The sequence below is a fragment of the Suttonella sp. R2A3 genome, assembly GCF_021513215.1.
In the GTDB taxonomy this organism is placed as follows: Bacteria; Pseudomonadota; Gammaproteobacteria; order Cardiobacteriales; family Cardiobacteriaceae; genus JAHUUI01.
The window spans coordinates 1062487-1080862 of record NZ_CP090975.1; the positions used below are offsets into that span (position 1 = coordinate 1062487).

Sequence of the window (18376 nt, forward strand, 5' to 3'; positions counted from 1 at the left end):
AGTAGCGATGAGCTATCAATACCGCCTCCCAGCAAACTCACACAGCCCAGCTGTAAGTTATATCTTATGGATTTTTGGCTTTATTGGTGCGCACCGCTTTTATTACGGCAAAACCCTCAGTGGCGTGGTGTATTTTTTCACCCTAAATGAACAAATTACCGAAATCCATCACAAACAAGGACACCGTTAATGCCGGCGATTTATATCATCCGTCACGCAGAGAGCACCACTAACATCGGCGAGCTATCGCGTCCCAACCCTGTTGTACCATTAACCACCAAAGGTCGCGAACAAGCACGCAAACTCGCGGAACGGCTAACAATCGAGCCGAGCGAGGTGATCGTTTCTGAATTTATCCGTACCCGCCAAACGGCACAACCCTGGCTCGATAAATTAGGTTTAGACGCACGTGAGGATGGCCTAATCAATGAATTCAACATGCTGGGTTATAGCATGGTTGAAGGGATGACTGGTGAGCAGCGTCGCCCGATCGCTTCGCGCTATTGGCGCAAAGCGGATTTGAACGCACGTTGTGGGGAAGACGGCGAAACGTTTAACGAATTTACCACGCGGGTGAACAAGTTTTTGAACACCTTAGCTGAGCGCCGCGATAACAGCGTTTTATTCTCCCATGGGATGTTTATTCGTTTGCTGATGTGGCGCTTACTCGGCTACCCAATGCACACCGCGCATCACCTCAAGCTATTCCAGAATTTTCACCAAGGCTCACAAGTGCACAACACAGCCGTATTTCGCCTGCATTGGCAAACAGGCCGTGAAGACGCCGCGATCCGCATTTTGCCGCAGTTCACCCCGGAAGCGTTTATAACCCGTTAAACAGCAACCTGACTAACGCAACACTCGCTATTTCTGGGCGTCCTGGCGAGCTTTAGAAGCTTTTGCTAAGCGCTCAAGCATGATCACAGTTTCATCCCAACCAATACAGGCATCAGTAATACTTTGCCCATAGGTCGCCGCCTTACCATCAACCAGTTTTTGATTACCTTCGACCAAGTGGCTTTCTACCATCACCCCAAAAATCGATTGGTTGCCGGCTTCGATCTGCGTACACACATCCTCCGCGACATTCTTCTGCTTGCGATGATCTTTAAGGCTGTTGGCATGGCTGAAATCAATCATGATTTTTTCAGCTAACCCAGATTTAGCGAGCTGCGCTTCAACGTCTGCAACATCTTGCGCACTATAATTAGGTTCGCGCCCACCGCGCAGGATAATGTGCGCATCTTCGTTGCCAGTGGTTTCAACAATCGCCGAATGACCAAATTTGGTGACCGATAAGAATGAATGTGGTGCGTTCGCCGAACCAATCGCGTCAATCGCAATTTGCACATTCCCATTGGTGCCGTTTTTAAACCCTACTGGACACGACAAGCCCGAGGCCAACTGACGATGCACCTGACTTTCTGTGGTGCGCGCACCAATCGCACCCCAAGCCACCAAATCGGCGATATATTGTGGGGTGATCATATCGAGGTATTCGACAGCCACTGGCATACCTTGTTCGTTTAAATCGAGCAACAGTTTGCGCGCCATACGCAGCCCATCGTTGATCGCGTAGGTATCATTTAAATGCGGATCGTTGAGCAACCCTTTCCAGCCAACCGTGGTGCGTGGCTTTTCAAAATACACCCGCATAACGATCTCTAATTGATCCTGGTATTGCTCGCGTAAAGGTAACAAGCGCTCAGCGTATTCAAGTGCTGCACGAATATCATGAATCGAACATGGCCCAACAATCACCAACAACCGTGAATCATCATCACGCAGCATATTATGGATACTCCGCCGCGTTCGATACGTCGTTTCAACAGCCTCCGCGGTCAACGGAAACTTTTCCATTAACGCCACTGGCGGTAACAATTGCTTAATATCCTTAATTCGCACGTCGTCGGTTTGATGCATGTTTGATCCTCATGAAGATGCAAAGGGTTAAACTTACCGCAATCGGGCTTAATATGATAGAGTTATTCTGTTTTTTCACGCAAAGGGATCTTTTATATGACTGAGATTGTCATTCTCGAAGGTCGTCGCACGCCATTTGTTCGTGCGCATGGCCGGTTTAAAAAATTCAGTAATCTAGAACTCGCCACCCACAGCGTTAAAGCGCTGGTCAAGGACAGCGGCATTGACCCAGAAAAACTCGGCGCATTAATCTACGGGCACGTGGTGCTTGATCCGCGAGTGCCGCATTTAGCGCGTGAAGTCGTTTTACAAAGCGGACTACCGGCCTCTATTCGGGCGGTTTCACTCAATGATAACTGTATCAGTGCGCTTTCTGCTGCCGAGTATGGCGTGTGGATGCTACAAAATACCGACCGTGAGTACGCGATTATTGGTGGGGTTGAATCGATGTCAAACCCGGCGCTGATGTTTTCTGACAGCGCGCGACGCATTTTCCTAAACGCCAATTTTGCACGCTCAACTGGTGAGCGGATTAAAACGTTCTTAAAATTACGCCCGCGCCATTTTGCGCCTAAAGCCCCTGGGGTGAAAGAGCCGTCAACCGGCAAGTCGATGGGTGAGCACTGTGAGGACATGGTCAAAGAATGGCATATTGGCCGTGAAGCGCAGGACGAAATCGCCTTTAACAGCCACCAAAATGCCGCTTATGCAACACAACGTGGCCCGCTGAAAGATGAAATTGCCGCCTTAGATGGCTTGGATCACGACGATACGATCCGTGCTGACACCACCTTAGCAAAACTAGCCAAACTACGCCCGGCTTTTGACAAGTCTGGCTCTGGCACCATCACTGCCGGATCGTCTAGCCCACTCACTGATGGCGCAGCGAGCACTTTAATCGCGACGCGTGAAGCGGCTGAGCGTGATGGATTTACCCCGCTTGCAGTGATTAAAGATATGGAATTTGCAGGCATCCTACCTGAAGAAGGATTATTGATGGCGCCAGCGCTCACTGTACCACGCTTGCTCAAGCGCCAAAACTTGACCTTAGAAGACATCGATATTTTCGAAATCCATGAAGCCTTTGCTGGGCAAGTTCTGTGCAACATCAAGGCTTGGGAAGAAGGCTGGAAAGAGCCAGCGATCGGCAAAGTGGATCGTGAAAAGCTCAATATCTACGGCGGTTCTATTGCCCTAGGTCATCCATTTGCGGCCACCGGTGCGCGCATCATGACCACCCTGTCTCACGAGCTCAAACGCAGCGGTAAACGTTATGGGTTGATCAGTATTTGTGGGGCGGGCGCAACCGCTGGCGCATTCTTGCTTGAAAACCCTAACGCGGGTGGTAAGAAAGAAGCCTAACTAACTGGCCAAAAGCAGCAATTGATCGTGCAAACGATCTAATTGCTGCTCGCTTGCTTGCCGGCTACCGCCATTATCAATCACAAAATTTGTCTGGCGTAGCCGGTCAAAGCGGGAAAGCTGCGCAGCGAGCATCCGTCTAATTGCCGATTCTTCTGCGCCATCGCGTGCCATCGCACGCGTTAGCTGCGTGGCTTCATCGACATCAATTACCACTACAGCTTGGCAGTGCAAGTGTAAGTGGTTTTCAAACAGTAGCGGCACACTCAATATTTGATAAGGCTGCGCACCAGCACTTTGCTCAATACGCTCAAGCATCAGCGTGCGAATGCGTGGGTGGGTGATCGTATTCAGCGCTTCACGAACCGCATCATCAGCAAGCATCATCGCGCGTAGCTTAGCGCGATCAAGCGCACCTTGGGTGTTCAACACTTGCGCACCAAAGGCTGTAACAATCGCTGACAATCCTTCTGAGCCTGGCTGCACGACTTCGCGCGCAATCACATCAGCGTCAACCACGGCCGCGTCATACTGATTATGCAGATAATCACTGCAAAAGGTTTTGCCGCTCGCAATACCGCCAGTCAAGCCAACAATCATCGCAGGCCGCGCTTAATACGAACCATAAAGCAACGCTTCAACGCTGTTGCCATACATAAACACCAACCAGCCGGCTGCGGCAAGATAAGGGCCAAAGGCCATCGGTATCCCGCGACCTAAGCGACTAATCAGCGCAAAAATCAGCCCACAAATCGCGGCCATAAAGAGAATAATCGGCAACATATACGCGCCTTGAAACGCACACAGCGCAGCCAGTAGCTTAAAATCGCCATATCCCATACCTTCACGGCCAGTCACGAGCTTAAACGCCCAATAGACTACCCACAAACTCATATAGCCGACCATTGCACCAATGACACTCTCCTCCAAGGAAACAAATAGCCCTAAAAGCCCGGCGATGATGCCTAGCCACATCAGTGGCAAAGTGAGAATATCGGGCAATAATTGGCTTTCAGCGTCGATAAACACTAACGCGATCAATGTCCATGTAAATATCAAAGCGAAACCGAGCTGCATCGGCTCTGGATACTGCAAAACCACCAATATACTCAGCACCATAGTCAGCAACTCAACCACTAGATAGCGTAATGAAATCGACTCACCACAGCTGGTGCAGCGACCACGTTGCACCAAATAGCTCAAGATGGGAATATTTTGCCAGGCACGGATGCCATGCCCACAATGTGGACACGCTGAAGGCGGGTAAAACAAATTAAAACGCCCTTCTTTAACTTCAGAGGGATCCACCCCTTCAACGACGGCGCGCGCATAAGCTTGTTCATCTCGTTCCATCATATGCGGCAGACGATAAATCACCACGTTTAGGAAGCTTCCAACCACCAAGCCGAGCAGACCGACTAAGATGATTCCTGGTGCGCTTTGTAAAAATTCGATGGATAACATTAAAACATTGAACCTAAGTTAAAGATTGGCATATACATCGCGATCAAGAGGCCACCAACGACAACCGCAAGAAACGCCATGATAAACGGCTCAATCATCGAGGTCAGGTTATCGATACGCCAGTCGAGTTCTTCTTCGTAAAAATTCGCCACCCGTCCGAGCATTTCCCCGAGATTACCCGACTCTTCACCAATAGCGGTCATTTGCACCGCAATCGTTGGAAACAGGTTGGTATTTTTCATCGCAAAACTGAGCTGCTGACCGTTCTGCACATTTTCACGAATATCATAAACTGCTGCCTCATAAATAGGGCTGCCGGTGGCGGGGGCTGTAGAAGACAGGCCGCGCAACATCGGCACACCGGCGTTAAACAGCGTAGCCAAAGTTCGTGCAAAGCGCGCATTCGCCCCACATTTTAAGATCCCACCAATAATCGGGATTTTAAACGCAAATTTATTGGCGCCTTCTTGAAGGCGTTTATTGCGTTTCTTTGCATATATAAAGGCAGCCACCAAAGCCACTAAAACCACTAAAATATATACCCCATAATTGACCATGAAATCAGAAATACTGACCACCATTTGTGTGACAGCGGGTAACTCGCCACCATTAGATTCAAAAAAATCTGCAAAAACCGGCACCACTTTAATCAACAAGATGGCGGTAACCACCACTGCGAAAATCATCACGATTGCTGGGTAAGTGAGCGCCTTTTTAACTTTCTTCTTGGTCGCTTCACCTTTTTCCATGTTCAGCGCAATGTTGTCCATGGTACTTTCTAGCATACCCGCATCTTCACCGGCCGCAACCAAACTGGTGTATAGGCTATCAAATTGTATTGGGTGGGCGGCAAGTGCTTCAGCAAAGGTGGCGCCGTTTTGAATACGGTCATGGATATCAAACACCATGTCGCGCATTTTTTTCGGTTTTTCAATACTTTGCCCGACCAAATCAAGCGCGCGCAGTGCGGGCATCCCCGCACGCAACATCGTCGCCATTTGCCGGGTAAAGAAGAGCACGTCTTTAGATTTAATCCGCCCCTTACTTTCATAAATCGGCTTAGGCTTTTCTTTTACGCTGACATGCGTCAACCCCTGTTTACTGAGTGTGGCCTTGAGGATCGCATCATTTTGCGCATCCATTGTGCCGTTCATCACCTTGCCTTGCTTGGTTTTCCCACTCCAAAGGTAGGTTTTAAGCACTTTTTTTGTCTTGCCATGCTGGCTCCTATTAGTCGCTGGTGACCCGCAGTATTTCTTCAATACTGGTGATCCCCTGCTTAACTTTATTGAGCGCCGACTGACGCAAATCCCAATGGCCTTCTTTCTGACACTGCTCTTCAATATCACTCGCTGAGGCGTTATGCAAGATCAGCTCCGCCAATTCATCAGAAATCGGCACGACCTGATAAATACCGGCGCGCCCACGATAACCCTGATAACTGCACCGCTCACATCCTTTAGCGGTATAGATGCGCAAATCATCGACCTCTTCTTCCTCGAAACCGAGCGCAATCAGCTCGTCATGATGGTGCTTACGGTCGCGTACTTTACAATAGGAACATAAACGCCGCGCCAAACGCTGCGCCATAATCAAATTGACGCTGGCGGCAATATTATACGAAGGAATGCCAATATTAACCAAGCGCGCAATCGTCTGCGGCACGTCATTGGTATGCAGCGTGGATAGCACCAAGTGCCCGGTTTGCGCCGCTTTGACCGCGATCTCGCCGGTGGTGATATCACGAATCTCCCCAACCATGATGATATCGGGATCCTGACGCAAAAATGCTTTCAGCGCAGCCGCAAAATCCAACCCGGTTTTGGTGTTGACGTTGACCTGATTAATCCCGGGCAAGTTGATTTCCACCGGATCTTCAGCAGTTGAAATATTGACCGTGGGTTTGTTGAGTAAATTTAAGCCCGTATAGAGTGACACCGTTTTACCCGACCCGGTAGGCCCGGTAACCAACACCAACCCTTGCGGTTTATTGATCGCGTCAAGATAGTGTTGTTTTTGCTCCGGTTCAAAGCCGAGCACATCGATATCGAGCTTCGCTGCCGAGCTATCGAGAATACGCAGAACGATTTTTTCGCCATAGAGCGTTGGCAGCGAGCTGACACGAAAATCAATCGCTTTGGTTTCAGAAACTTGCAGCTTAATGCGCCCGTCTTGCGGCACGCGTTTTTCGGCGATATCCAAATCCGCCATGACCTTCAAACGTGCAGTAATCCGGTTGGCAATACTCGGCGGCGGCGCAGCAACTTCTTGCAGCACCCCATCGCGACGAAAGCGCACTCGGTAGGTTTGTTCATACGGCTCAAAGTGTAAATCTGACGCCCCAGTGCGGATGGCATCAAGCAGCATACCGGTCACAAAACGCACCACTGGTGCTTCTTCTTCGCCATCAAGCGCGCCCAAAGCATCGCTGATTGCCTCGATATCGACGTCCTGTTCTTCATCATCGAACATCCGATCCATACCACCGACACCGGCATAATGCTCTTCAATCAGCGCCTCAATCACGTCCATATTCGCCACCACTGGCTCGACAGACGTAAAATTACCCTGATACTTAAACTCATCGAGCATCATGCGGTTTGCCGGATCAAACGTGGCTAAAAACAGCCGTCCACTATTAAGATAGACCGGCAGCGCCATGTGTTTACGCACCGCAGTTTCTTTAAATTGCGCAGTCAGTTCCCGGCGAATATCCATTTCACGCAACATCACCTGCGGCAAGTTATACACATCGCGGTTAATTTCCGACAGGCGATTTGCATCGAGCAAACCATCGCTGATCAGCTGTTGCAAAAAGTTCGCTTTTTTCTTTTGTGCACTGACTTGCGATTCGCGAATTTGCTCAGGCGTACAGATTTTATGCTGCACCATATAAGAAACTATTTGATCGTACTGACTCACGTCGCCTACCTTCCCTTATTCGCCAAAAATTGCTTGAGCATCGGCTGCCCATATTCGCTTAAAAAAGACTCTGGATGGAATTGTACACCTTCTAGCGCCATTTTTTTATGGCGAATCCCCATAATCGTCTGATTTTCATCATCGCTACAGGCGGTAATGTCAAATTCTGCAGGAAAATTTTGCCGAGAAACCGCTAGAGAATGATAGCGGGTTACGTGTAGTGGATTAGGCAATCCATGAAATACACCATGATCGTTATGGCGGATACGGCTGATTTTACCGTGCATTGGTGGCACGCGCTCAATCGTTGCGCCAAAGACTTGAGCAATGCACTGATGCCCTAAACACACGCCCAAAATTGGCACGATACCGGCAAAATGGCGGATAATCGTATTACTCATCCCCGCCTCATTAGGGCTACACGGGCCGGGCGAAATCACGATATAATCTGGGTTAAGCGCGACAACATCCGCCACACTAATCGCCTCACGAGAGCATACTCGAACCGTCTGCCCTAATTCGCTAAAATAGCGTACTAAGTTATAGGTAAACGAATCATGATTATCAATCATCAACAACACATTAGTTTCCTCTCGCACCAGCTCGGCCGATGATCACTTTTAATCAAGATCGCGTCGTGGTGCTCAAGCGCCAACCTTACCGCGAAAACCATTATTTAGTAGAGTTATTCCACCACGCCCTAGGCCGCTTTCGCGCCAGCGCACGCATTCCAAAGCAAAAACAATACCGCTTTACCGACAACCTCGCCTTATTCAACGAAATACTGATTGACGGACGACGCAAAAGCGAGCTCGCAAACATCTGGCAAGCCGATATCGCGCGGCGAATGAACCTTACGCCAAAAAACCGCTTACACGCCCATTATCTCAATGAATTATTGCTAACCAACTTACCTTATGAAGACCCAGCACCTGAGCTTTATGAAGCGTATTTTGCGAGCCTTGCCAAGCCTGATGCAGCCGCTTTTCGTTTATTTGAGTATCGCCTGATCGATCATTTGGGTTTAATCCCTGAGGTTCATGGGGATAGCACGCATTATCTATTAAGTTTTTATCACGGCACAGCGCAGCTTCATGCTGCCGAACAAGGCTTTGAACGTTCTTTAGTGCTGGCTTTGAGCGAACATCGCGTGAGTGACATCCTCGCTCACCACCAAAGTAAAGCCTTACATCGCTTGATTCTTAGCCAGCATAATCCTCGCCAACACACCCGCAACACCACGCAAGCGCTGCAACAGCTGATTAAATCTTAAGGTGAGAATGACGACCCACAGCCACAAGTGGTCTGCGCGTTCGGATTGCGGATAATAAACTGCGCCCCTTGTAGGTCTTCTTTGTAATCAATCTCCGCACCCGCCAGATACGCATAGCTGATGCTGTCGATAAGCAGCGTTACGCCATTTTTTTCCGCCAAAGAATCACCTTCTTGAATCGCCTCATCAAAGGTAAAGCCGTACTGAAAGCCCGAGCAACCGCCGCCGGTGACAAACACCCGCAGTTTGAGCTGATCGTTTTCTTCCTCGACCAATAATTCAGCCACTTTATCGGCTGCCGCATCACTAAAATCCACTTCGGCGACAAAAGTTTCTAATTCGCTCACCAAGCCCCCACTTTATTTCATAGTTGGTGTAGATTATAGCGGTAAGCAGAGCTTTTGACGATGACGGTTTCTTCAATCCCAGATTTGCGGCAAATCTTCATGCTCTTCGAGGACAAATAATTTATGGTAAAGCGCCTCGATATAGGCCTTATCTTCATCAAGCATATCTGAGTCGTGATGAATACGCAGCGCCCGTTTAGCCTGCCAGTGCGCGGCCTCACGAACCCGAGATTCCAACGCTTTACGCCACAGGCCAGCGAGAATTTTCTGCGCGCGCTGCGCGATATCGACATTACTCGCGCCATCGCGCAGCAATGGATCAAACGCCTGGATCAACAAGTCTTCTTCGCTAAATTCGACGATACTCAAACGATAATAAGGCGGATCAATCCGGCTTCCCTCATCGCCTTTCACCGCAATCAACAAACGCGCAAATACATTCATCACTTTGATCGCCGTCCCCGGATCATTAACCGCAGGTGACAGCGCACGTTCTGCAACCTCACCAAGCACAATCATCCCATAACGCGGATCTTGATCGTAGCTACGGTTCGCCTGCACCACAAATCCATCGCGCAACGCCTGCACATCTTTATCTTCAGGTAAATACCCATAGACCTTAGCTAAATAATCACCGGGATAAAGCAGCTTTCCCGGTCGCACAACAATATGCAGGCGGAAATCGCCCTTCTCCGCCAAGTTGTTAATTGACGACATATTGATATGGGTAAGATAGCCCATTGCTTTATTGGTTAGCCACAACACCGGCTCACCATCTGGTTCACGCGCACCAGCGCCCAAATAAGGATTACTGCGATAAGCACGCAAGGTGCTCTCAGACTGCAGCTCAATCTTATGGATGGTGTTATTCATGCGCCCGAGTTGCGATAAGGTATGCACCCAGCGAATCAAAATAGCGATCAGATACAAAAGCACCAGAATCGTGGCGATAAACAACAAAAAGCGCCCATTTTGCTGGTAATACCCCATACCGAGCGCCGTTTTCGCAATCACCGAATAAATAAACGCTGAAATAAAACTGGCGATAGCCAAACGCGTATTATCATCAGCCATCACTAACTGTGTCGCACGAGGGGTAGCGCCACCAGCAGCTGAAGCAAAAGCAGAGACCATGATTGACAGTGAAAACGTGGTCACCGCCAACATCGAGCTCGCCAGCACATCAAGCAACGATTCAATCGTGCTCAATTCAATATCGGGCAATGAGATGTCTTGCGGCCATAAATAATCCGGCAACAACGCAGAGGCCACCACAATCAACGTGGCAAATAGCGCGCCCAAGGTTGGCATCGCCCAAAGGGTGTTTTCAGGCTGACGCAGCCATAACCAGAATCGATACATGATCTCCACCTATCCAGATATTCATCCTATGATAACCTAGCGATTTAGTGAAACGCGAGCAATCGATTATGGCCCATATTGACCCCACGCAAATTACCCTTGAAGCGAGTTGGAAAAAAGCGCTTTATGACGAATTCAGCCAGGATTATTTTGCCCACATCAAACAAGCCCTGCTTGATGCCAAAGCGCGCGGTGAGCACGTGTTTCCACCGGGTAAATGGATATTTAATGCCTTTGATCGCACCCCACTATCAGAGGTTAAGGTGGTTATTTTAGGACAAGACCCATACCATCGCGCCGGGCAAGCGATGGGGTTGTCTTTTTCTGTCCCAGAAGGTGTGACCATCCCACCCTCACTACGCAATATTTACAAAGAGCTCGCGCGCAGTATTGAAGGGTTTAACACACCAAAACATGGCGATCTTAGCGCGTGGGCTGATCAAGGCGCGCTCCTGCTTAACGCATCGCTGACGGTGCTCGAAGGTCGCGCGGGTAGTCATAGTAAAATCGGTTGGCAACGCTTTACCGACCGCGTTATTGAGACAATATCGCGCGAACGCGAAGGAATTATCTTTTTATTGTGGGGTAACTTTGCCAAACAAAAAGCCGCACTGATTGATCAAGATAAACACCATATTCTCACCGCCGTTCATCCATCACCACTAAATGGCAACGCCTTTATCGGCTGTGATCATTTCCGAGCAACCAACCATCTGTTAGAGCAAGCCGGCAAAGTGCCGATTGATTGGCAAATCTAGTCACGGTATCGAGAATACGGACGCTGCATCATCGTGATGCAGCGTCCTAGCGGTGAGTTAATACATTTACTTAACCAAAGCACCTACTGGCTTAATGCGTGAAAACAGCACATAGTCGAGGCAAAACACCGCGACAATCACCAGCATCGCGGTTGGAAAAATAACCGCTAATGCGAGTAACGGAGCAGCCAATCCCCAGCTCACGGTTGAGTTTCTCGCAGGTGGTGGCGCCAAACCAACCGCTTTACTTGGTCGACGCTTCCACCACATCACAAATCCGCTGACACACATAAACACCACAGCTAAGCAAAATAGCGCATTCGCAAGCACACTCCACCAACCTAAGTTCCCCATATGTAGCGCAACACCGGCTGCCATAAACTTCCCAAACAGGTTGTAATCCTGGAAGCGAATATCGGCGAGGATTTCTCCACTGTATTGATCAAGGTGCATGGTGCGATCAGCCATCGGGTTGTTACTGTCATAACTCATCGAATCCTGACTTAGCGTCCAAACGCCTATCTCACCGTGAGGGAAATTGATTTGATAACGCCCCTCAAAGCCTTGCTCGCGCGCAAATTGATCTAATGTGTCAAGGTTTTTGCTCACCGCAGCTTTAGCCGATGTATTGCTGGTGTCGGATGTTGGCATCGGGGTCAGCTCAAGCACCCAAGGAACTTCTTTCGTCAACCCATCATTGAGCACATCGCCATGGGTTGGTGCAGAAACCGGCATCGGCGGATTACCAAATTTGCCCGCAGGAAACTGGCTCCACGCTTGCACCATTCTCTCACCCCAAATACCAGCCCATGACAAACCAGAAATCAAAAAGAACAGCAAGATTAGCGAAATCCAAGATCCGGTTGCACCATGCAGCCTGCGCCACCAGCCGCTTTTTTTACCCAATTTCGGCATAAACACCTGACGCAAACGCCGCTGTCGCTTCCACCATAAATACCAGCCGGTTGCGATCATTAAAATCGCCAAAGACGCCGCTGTTTCAATCAAATAATCGCCAAATTTCCCTAAGAACAGCGTCCCGTGAAAGGCTTCCATTTTCTGATATAGCCCATCGCGGCGTGGATAGACCTTAACCACTTCGGCGGTGTAGGGGTCGACCGCAACCATCATCGCACGCTCAGCACCATCCACCCGAAACACCGCGACCCTATCATCGGCGCGTGGGGCAATATATTGTTTGATCGTGCCATTTGGTATTGAAGCAACTGCAGCATCAGCTTGTGCAGATATTGGCTGTGGATTGGCTTGCACCGCTACCTTAATTTGCTCGCCATCCCGGCCATTAGTATAAGCAAGCATCATCATGCACAAACCCGTCACTGCCAAAATAGTCAAAAAAGGTGCAACAAACACCCCAGCATAAAAATGCCATCGCCAAATTCGACTATAACTCGAATCTTCCTTCATCGATTGACGAGAAGCACCCTTATTAACCTCATGATTTTGTGACATTATTTGCCTCACATATTATTGATAATAATTCGTATTGAATATTATCATTACTCTTAATGACTCACAATATCCTTCTTTATCAGCCACATATACCCTCAACACTTCAAGACAAATACGCACTTAATGACTCCGTGATAAAAACCCTAGCGCTTTATTTTTAAAGATTTAATGAGAATGATTGCTTATAGTTTAAGCAAAAAACGGTTTAAATATGCTAACGTTCTCGCTTAGTCTAATCGTAGAAAAATAACATGAACCCGTTCTTTACCTCCCGACGCTTTATCCTTTTTATCGCGTTAATGATCAGCCTTGCCGCACTCGGCATCGACGCTGTCCTCCCGGCCTTTGAGCAGATGACCGACGCTTTTGGTCTATCCGCTGCCGAAGAAAACCGTATCCAGCAAGTCATTTTTTCATTCATGCTTGGCTTGGCATTATTCCAACTACCATTTGGCATATTCGCCGATATTTACGGGCGAAAAATCATGCTGTGTATTGGCGTTGGTATCTACATCCTCGCTTCGTTTTCTGTGCTGTTTATCGACAGTTTTAGCGGGTTATTGATCGCACGGTTTGCTCAAGGCGCAGGGTTGGCTTCAGCGCGCGTTTTAAGCCTGACGATTGTGCGTGATGTGAGCTCCGGGCGCGAAATGTCGCGGATTATGTCGTTTGTGATGATGGTGTTTATCTTTGTGCCGATCCTTGCGCCATCAATTGGCCAGCTAGTGATGCTACAAGGCTCGTGGCATTCGGTATTTTGGTTATTCATCATCATGGGTAGCATTATGATCACCTGGACGCTACTAGAGCTCCCAGAAACCATCACCCCAGAACAGCGCAGCCGATTTGACGCAAAGCATATTCTTGCCTCTATTCGCGCGTGTTTAACCCATGTACCAACGCTGATTTATCTTGCGATGCTTGGGCTGCTCTTCACCATGTTGATGGTCTATATCAGCCAATCTGAACAAATTTTCCAACGTGATGTGTATGGCTTAGGAAAATGGTTCCCCGTGGTCTTTGGGGTAACTGCCAGCGGGATGATTCTTGCCTCATGGACTAACTCGCGTTTAGTGATGCGCGTTGGCATGCATAAAATGGTGGTTTTTGCGCTAACAGGCATGTTGCTCAACGATGTCGTCTTGCTGTTATGTGCTTTTTCAGGTGGCGGCATCATGCCACTGCCTTTATTTGTTGCTTTGCTCATGGGGCATATGTTCTTCTATGGCATCGCCATGCCTAACTTAAACAGCTTAATCCTCGAGCCACATTTTAAGATTGCCGGGACGGCTTCAGCATTGGTAGGCATGGTCATGACCATTGTTGGCGTGGCGCTCGCACATGCTATTTCTGGGCAATTTAACGGCACGCTCTACCCACTAACCTTGGGTTATGCGAGCATTAGTCTAGTGATTTTTATCCTAAATATTATGGTTAATCGTTATACCGCTCGATAAACGCGTTACAATAGCAGTCATAATACGGCGGATACGCATGACAGGCACGAATAGCACAATATGCCTGAGGTAAGACGATATGTTGTAGCGCCGCTAATTTAAGCAACAACTCAGTATTAGAGACTCATTCATGAAAGATTCGCGCCTATTTTTATGGCTGGTCGTCGTATTCGCTATTGGCTGGCTACTGTTTAAACTCAGCCCGATTCTCACCCCATTTCTCATGGCGGCATTGATCGCGTATTTAGGCGACCCGCTTGCTGATCGCTTAGAAGCGAGAAAAATACCCCGAGCGATGGCGGTTACGATCGTTTTTGCCAGTTTCTTTATTGGTATTGCGCTGATTATCCTGGTCTTAATCCCGACACTCGATAGCCAAGTCAGCCGCCTCGCGCAGAACGTTCCTGATTATTTTTCTTGGGCACGCGAGCAAATTGGCCCGATGATGGAAAAATACTTAAGTATTGATCCAGCAACGTTTAATCTCGAAGGTGTGCAAAAAGCGCTAAAGGAAAACCTTGGCGATACCTCTTCATTTCTCAAAAAACTAATCGCCGGTCTTGCCAAACCAGCAAACTTTATCGTCACCTGGGGCACTTATTTATTCTTGATCCCGGTAGTGGCTTTTTACTTACTGCGTGACTGGGATATTTTGCTCGCTAAAATTAACGATTTAATCCCACGCTCAAAGCAAGACATGGTTAAAGAATTAGCAAGCCGTTGTGATTACGTTTTAGGTGGTTTTTTACGCGGACAAGTTCTGGTTATGTTAGCACTTGGCGTCCTTTATGCCGTAGGCTTATCGGTACTCGGACTCGATTTGGCGATTATTATCGGCCTATTCGCGGGTTTAGTGAGCTTTGTGCCGTATTTAGGCTTGATCGTCGGGATTCTTATCGCCGGCCTTATGGCGATCATCCAATTCCAGGATTGGGTTCATCCGCTGGGCGTGGTGATTATTTTCACCCTGGCGCAGATGATTGAAGGAACTATCCTTACGCCAAAATTTGTCGGTGAGCGCACCGGCCTGCATCCAGTCGCGGTTTTGTTTTCTGTGCTCGCTGGCGGTCAATTATTTGGCTTTTTGGGGATTTTGTTGGCGCTACCGATTGCGGCGATGATTAATGTATTCCTTGGCTATTTCAAGGAGCATTATTTGCAAAGCGAGCTGTACAACGACGAAGAATCCGCTATTATGGACGATTCGACTATTAATACCTCAGATCAGCCTGATACCCATCATGACGAAGCTTAATCTTAAACACACCCTGCTATGCAGTAGCTTGATTGTCCTCACCGCTTGTTCGAGCGCGATTGGCCCCGACGGCTATACAAATGACCCATGGGAGCCGATGAATCGTGGGATTTTTAGCTTCAATGAAACGCTCGATACAGCGCTTTTAAAACCGATTGCCACCGGCTATGATGCGGTTGTGCCCGACCCGGTACAAACCGGGGTCAGCAACTTTTTTGGCAACATCGCCGATATGGGCGCTGTGGTGAACAGTGTGTTGCAGTTTAAATTTGACCAAGCCGCTTGGGGAACCGCGCGGGTGATTAATAATACCTTCTTTGGCTTGGGTGGGATTTTTGATGTCGCCACCCCACTTGGCAACAATAAAATACACGCCGATTTCTCCAGTACGCTCGCCCACTACGGTGTAGAATCCGGGCCGTATTTAGTGCTTCCTGTGCTCGGACCGAGCACGCCTCGCGATGCCTTTGGTCGTTTGGTCGATAAAACAGCGATCGATCCCTTTGATTATGTGAACAGCGATGAAATCAATTGGACAGCGTTTGCCCTGGACGGCATTAACACCCGCGCAAGATTATTAGATCTTGAACAATCGATGGGCGATGATGTTGGTGATAAATACACCTTGATTCGTGATAGCTGGATCCAGCACCGTTGGAGCAGGCTTAACGATGGCAAACGTAACGCATCCCAACAGCAGGCGATTGACGACGTATTCGAGTCGGAGTAGCGCTGCTTGAGCAAAAAACTCAGCAAACAACAACAACGCCGGATTGCCGAGCAGCACGACAGCAAGCTTGGCGACCAACACCATGATCACGCCGCGATTGTCGTCGCGCATATGGGTTATCAAACCATTGTTGACGACCAAGGTACGCTGCTCGCCGCCGATTGGCGTAAATCACTCGGCGATATTGCAGTTAATGATCGGGTTAGAATCAGTAAAACGGATGCAACGCATGCGGTAATTGAAGCGATTCACCCACGCCAGCAAACGCTTTATAAATGGCAAGGCCGCAAACCGCGCGCGGTCGCGAGCCATGTTGCCCAATTATTGGTTGTCATTGCTGCTAAACCTCAGTGGCAGTCTGGACTAATTGACCGCTATTTAATCGCCGCCTACGAAGCTGGAATCTCGGTGGCGATTGCGTGCAATAAACTGGATTTACTTGATGAAGCCGCGCAAAACGACTGGCAACAAGAACTCGCGGCTTATCACCAGCTCAATTACACCCTTTTCCCACTGAGTGTTCATCAGAGTGAGGGTATTGACGCGCTCAAAACATGGCTTGATAACAAAGAAACGGTGATTTGTGGACAATCAGGTGTTGGTAAATCAAGCCTGATCCGCACCTTAGTTCCAGACAGTGATATCTGGGTACAAAGCCTATCGGAAGTTACCAATCTAGGTCGCCACACCACCACCAATTCACGTCGTTATCCCCTACCTGGAGGTGGTGCAGTCATCGACACCCCAGGCGTGCGCGGTTTCGCGGTCACCCATTTGACGCGCGAGGATATCATCTGTGGTTTTCGCGATATTGCGCCATTTGTGGGACAATGCCGTTTTAGCAACTGCAGCCACCAGCACGAGCCGGATTGTGCGGTACTTGAGGCGGTTAATAAAGAGCAGATCAGCGCTGCGCGCTATCACAGTATGATGCAAATTTTAGAGGAACACCCATCATGAGCGACACCAACCCTGTGCTCAATTACGAAGCGCACCTCAGCGCTTTAGAAAAAATCGTCAACGCGATGGAATCTGGTGATTTGCCGTTAGAAGAAGCCTTAAAACGCTACGAAGAAGGCATTAAACTGGTTCGTCAGTGCCAGCAGGCGCTCAACCATGCCGAGCAAAAAATCAACGTCTTGAGCCGCAACGCACAAGGTGAAGAAACCCTCAGCCCGTTTGATGCCGATCAGGAATGAACGCCCTCAACGCTTACCAACAGCGCGCTGAAGCTGCGCTTGAGCACGCTGTACCCAACGATTGCGGTCAACTAAGCGAAGCTATGCGCTACGCGACCCTTGGTGGCGGTAAACGATTGCGCGCCGCATTGGTTTATGCCTGCGCGGCAGATTTTTCAGTATCAGACAGTGACAGTGACCCAGCAGCAGCGGCTGTTGAGTTTATCCACGCCTATTCTTTAGCTCATGACGATCTGCCGGCGATGGACGATGATGACCTTCGTCGCGGCAAACCCAGCCTGCACAAAGCTTTTGATGAAGCGACTGCCATTCTCGCTGGTGATGCGCTAAACACGCTTGCTTTTACCCTGCTTACGCACGCGCCGCTCCCGAGCGCTATCGCACTACGACAAATTCGGCGCCTTGGCGAGGCCTCTGGCGGCATGATTTACGGACAAATGCTCGATATGGCGCACACCGGCCAAAAGCCCGATCTCGCAGCCATCCAACACATACACACTCACAAAACGGGTGATCTACTGAATGCGTGTTTACACCTTGGTGCACTGCCAAGCCCAGATTATGACGCGCATAAGCAAGCGCTTGAAGCAATAGGCAAAGCGATCGGCATCGCCTATCAAATCGCCGATGATGTCCTCGATGCGACGGTCGATAGCGCACAATTAGGCAAAACAGCGGGTAAAGATAGTGCACAAGGCAAGAACACCTATCCTGCTTTACTCGGCTTGGAAGCTAGTCGTGATGAAGCGGCAAAACAGTTTGATCTAGCACTAGAGCGCTGCAAGCAATTACCCAACCAAGGCGCACATCTTGCGGCGCTAATTGCGCTGATTGCCAAACGCGATCATTAA

General features: G+C 49.0%; 19 protein-coding genes and 1 pseudogene. 11 read left to right on the forward strand and 9 right to left on the reverse strand.

The window, feature by feature from the left end; all coding sequences use genetic code 11:
- Positions 1-7: 7 nt before the first annotated feature.
- Both L0B52_RS09690 and L0B52_RS04940 read left to right on the forward strand, forming a co-directional pair.
- Positions 8-145 (forward strand): annotated as a pseudogene (locus tag L0B52_RS09690) (NINE protein); the annotation flags it as partial.
- Positions 146-189: 44 nt separating this feature from the next.
- Entirely contained in the window at positions 190-837 is a 648-nt protein-coding gene (locus L0B52_RS04940) for a histidine phosphatase family protein (RefSeq protein ID WP_235063639.1), read from the forward strand.
- Positions 838-864: 27 nt separating this feature from the next.
- Here L0B52_RS04940 and aroG read toward each other — a convergent pair whose 3' ends face one another.
- On the reverse strand, positions 865-1923 hold the full coding sequence (gene aroG / locus L0B52_RS04945; RefSeq protein WP_235063640.1) for a 3-deoxy-7-phosphoheptulonate synthase AroG: 1059 nt from the start codon (positions 1921-1923) through the stop codon (positions 865-867).
- 96 nt (positions 1924-2019) lie between these two features.
- Here aroG and L0B52_RS04950 point away from each other — a divergent pair, with 96 nt between their 5' ends.
- On the forward strand, positions 2020-3285 hold the full coding sequence (locus L0B52_RS04950; protein ID WP_235063641.1) for an acetyl-CoA C-acyltransferase: 1266 nt from the start codon (positions 2020-2022) through the stop codon (positions 3283-3285).
- Here the strand turns inward: L0B52_RS04950 and coaE are convergent, their stop codons facing one another.
- The 5 genes from coaE to L0B52_RS04975 form a co-directional block, all read right to left on the reverse strand.
- Positions 3286-3885: a dephospho-CoA kinase gene (coaE, locus tag L0B52_RS04955; protein ID WP_235063642.1), complete on the reverse strand. Its 600-nt coding sequence runs from the start codon at positions 3883-3885 to the stop codon at positions 3286-3288.
- A 12-nt stretch (positions 3886-3897) separates the two neighbouring features.
- A complete protein-coding gene (locus L0B52_RS04960; protein WP_235063643.1) occupies positions 3898-4749 on the reverse strand; it encodes an A24 family peptidase in 852 nt (283 codons plus the stop codon).
- Positions 4749-5903 carry a type II secretion system F family protein gene (locus L0B52_RS04965; protein ID WP_235063644.1) on the reverse strand — a complete coding sequence of 385 codons (1155 nt, stop codon included), beginning with the start codon at positions 5901-5903 and terminating at the stop codon, positions 4749-4751. Before L0B52_RS04965 ends, L0B52_RS04960 begins: the two co-directional genes overlap by 1 nt.
- Positions 5904-5979: 76 nt before the next feature.
- Positions 5980-7641: a type IV-A pilus assembly ATPase PilB gene (gene pilB / locus L0B52_RS04970; RefSeq protein WP_409202322.1), complete on the reverse strand. Its 1662-nt coding sequence runs from the start codon at positions 7639-7641 to the stop codon at positions 5980-5982.
- A gap of 35 nt (positions 7642-7676) precedes the next feature.
- The gene (locus L0B52_RS04975; protein ID WP_235063646.1) at positions 7677-8252 is read right to left on the reverse strand and encodes an aminodeoxychorismate/anthranilate synthase component II; all 576 of its coding nucleotides are present in this window, start codon (positions 8250-8252) and stop codon (positions 7677-7679) included.
- A gap of 29 nt (positions 8253-8281) precedes the next feature.
- Here L0B52_RS04975 and recO point away from each other — a divergent pair, with 29 nt between their 5' ends.
- Positions 8282-8944 (forward strand): DNA repair protein RecO, encoded by a 663-nt coding sequence (recO, locus tag L0B52_RS04980; RefSeq protein WP_235063647.1) that lies wholly within the window; start codon positions 8282-8284, stop codon positions 8942-8944.
- Here recO and erpA read toward each other — a convergent pair.
- Both erpA and L0B52_RS04990 read right to left on the reverse strand, forming a co-directional pair.
- The gene (gene erpA, locus L0B52_RS04985) at positions 8941-9291 is read right to left on the reverse strand and encodes an iron-sulfur cluster insertion protein ErpA (RefSeq protein WP_235063648.1); all 351 of its coding nucleotides are present in this window, start codon (positions 9289-9291) and stop codon (positions 8941-8943) included. The two genes, recO and erpA, sit on opposite strands and share 4 nt — an antisense overlap.
- Positions 9292-9363: 72 nt before the next feature.
- Complete coding sequence (locus L0B52_RS04990; protein WP_235063649.1) at positions 9364-10653, reverse strand: DUF2254 domain-containing protein; 1290 nt, start codon at positions 10651-10653, stop codon at positions 9364-9366.
- A gap of 68 nt (positions 10654-10721) precedes the next feature.
- On the opposite strand from L0B52_RS04990, the gene ung reads away from it, so the two are divergent.
- Entirely contained in the window at positions 10722-11411 is a 690-nt protein-coding gene (ung, locus tag L0B52_RS04995) for a uracil-DNA glycosylase (protein ID WP_235063650.1), read from the forward strand.
- A gap of 66 nt (positions 11412-11477) precedes the next feature.
- Here the strand turns inward: ung and L0B52_RS05000 are convergent, their stop codons facing one another.
- Positions 11478-12839, reverse strand: a complete 1362-nt coding sequence (locus L0B52_RS05000) for a PepSY-associated TM helix domain-containing protein (protein ID WP_409202323.1) — start codon at positions 12837-12839, stop codon at positions 11478-11480.
- Between the two features lie 296 nt (positions 12840-13135).
- On the opposite strand from L0B52_RS05000, the gene L0B52_RS05005 reads away from it, so the two are divergent.
- The 6 genes from L0B52_RS05005 (at position 13136) to L0B52_RS05030 (ending at position 18376) form a co-directional block, all read left to right on the forward strand.
- Positions 13136-14341, forward strand: coding sequence for a multidrug effflux MFS transporter (locus L0B52_RS05005; RefSeq protein ID WP_235063652.1), 1206 nt, complete (start codon positions 13136-13138; stop codon positions 14339-14341).
- Between the two features lie 130 nt (positions 14342-14471).
- Positions 14472-15596 (forward strand): AI-2E family transporter, encoded by a 1125-nt coding sequence (locus L0B52_RS05010; RefSeq protein ID WP_235063653.1) that lies wholly within the window; start codon positions 14472-14474, stop codon positions 15594-15596.
- Positions 15583-16326, forward strand: a complete 744-nt coding sequence (locus L0B52_RS05015) for a VacJ family lipoprotein (RefSeq protein WP_235063654.1) — start codon at positions 15583-15585, stop codon at positions 16324-16326. Before L0B52_RS05010 ends, L0B52_RS05015 begins: the two co-directional genes overlap by 14 nt.
- Before the next feature lie 6 nt (positions 16327-16332).
- Complete coding sequence (rsgA, locus tag L0B52_RS05020; protein WP_235063655.1) at positions 16333-17286, forward strand: ribosome small subunit-dependent GTPase A; 954 nt, start codon at positions 16333-16335, stop codon at positions 17284-17286.
- Positions 17283-17525: an exodeoxyribonuclease VII small subunit gene (locus L0B52_RS05025; RefSeq protein WP_235063656.1), complete on the forward strand. Its 243-nt coding sequence runs from the start codon at positions 17283-17285 to the stop codon at positions 17523-17525. Before rsgA ends, L0B52_RS05025 begins: the two co-directional genes overlap by 4 nt.
- Positions 17522-18376 (forward strand): polyprenyl synthetase family protein, encoded by an 855-nt coding sequence (locus tag L0B52_RS05030; protein WP_235063657.1) that lies wholly within the window; start codon positions 17522-17524, stop codon positions 18374-18376. The genes L0B52_RS05025 and L0B52_RS05030 overlap by 4 nt, the downstream gene beginning before the upstream one ends.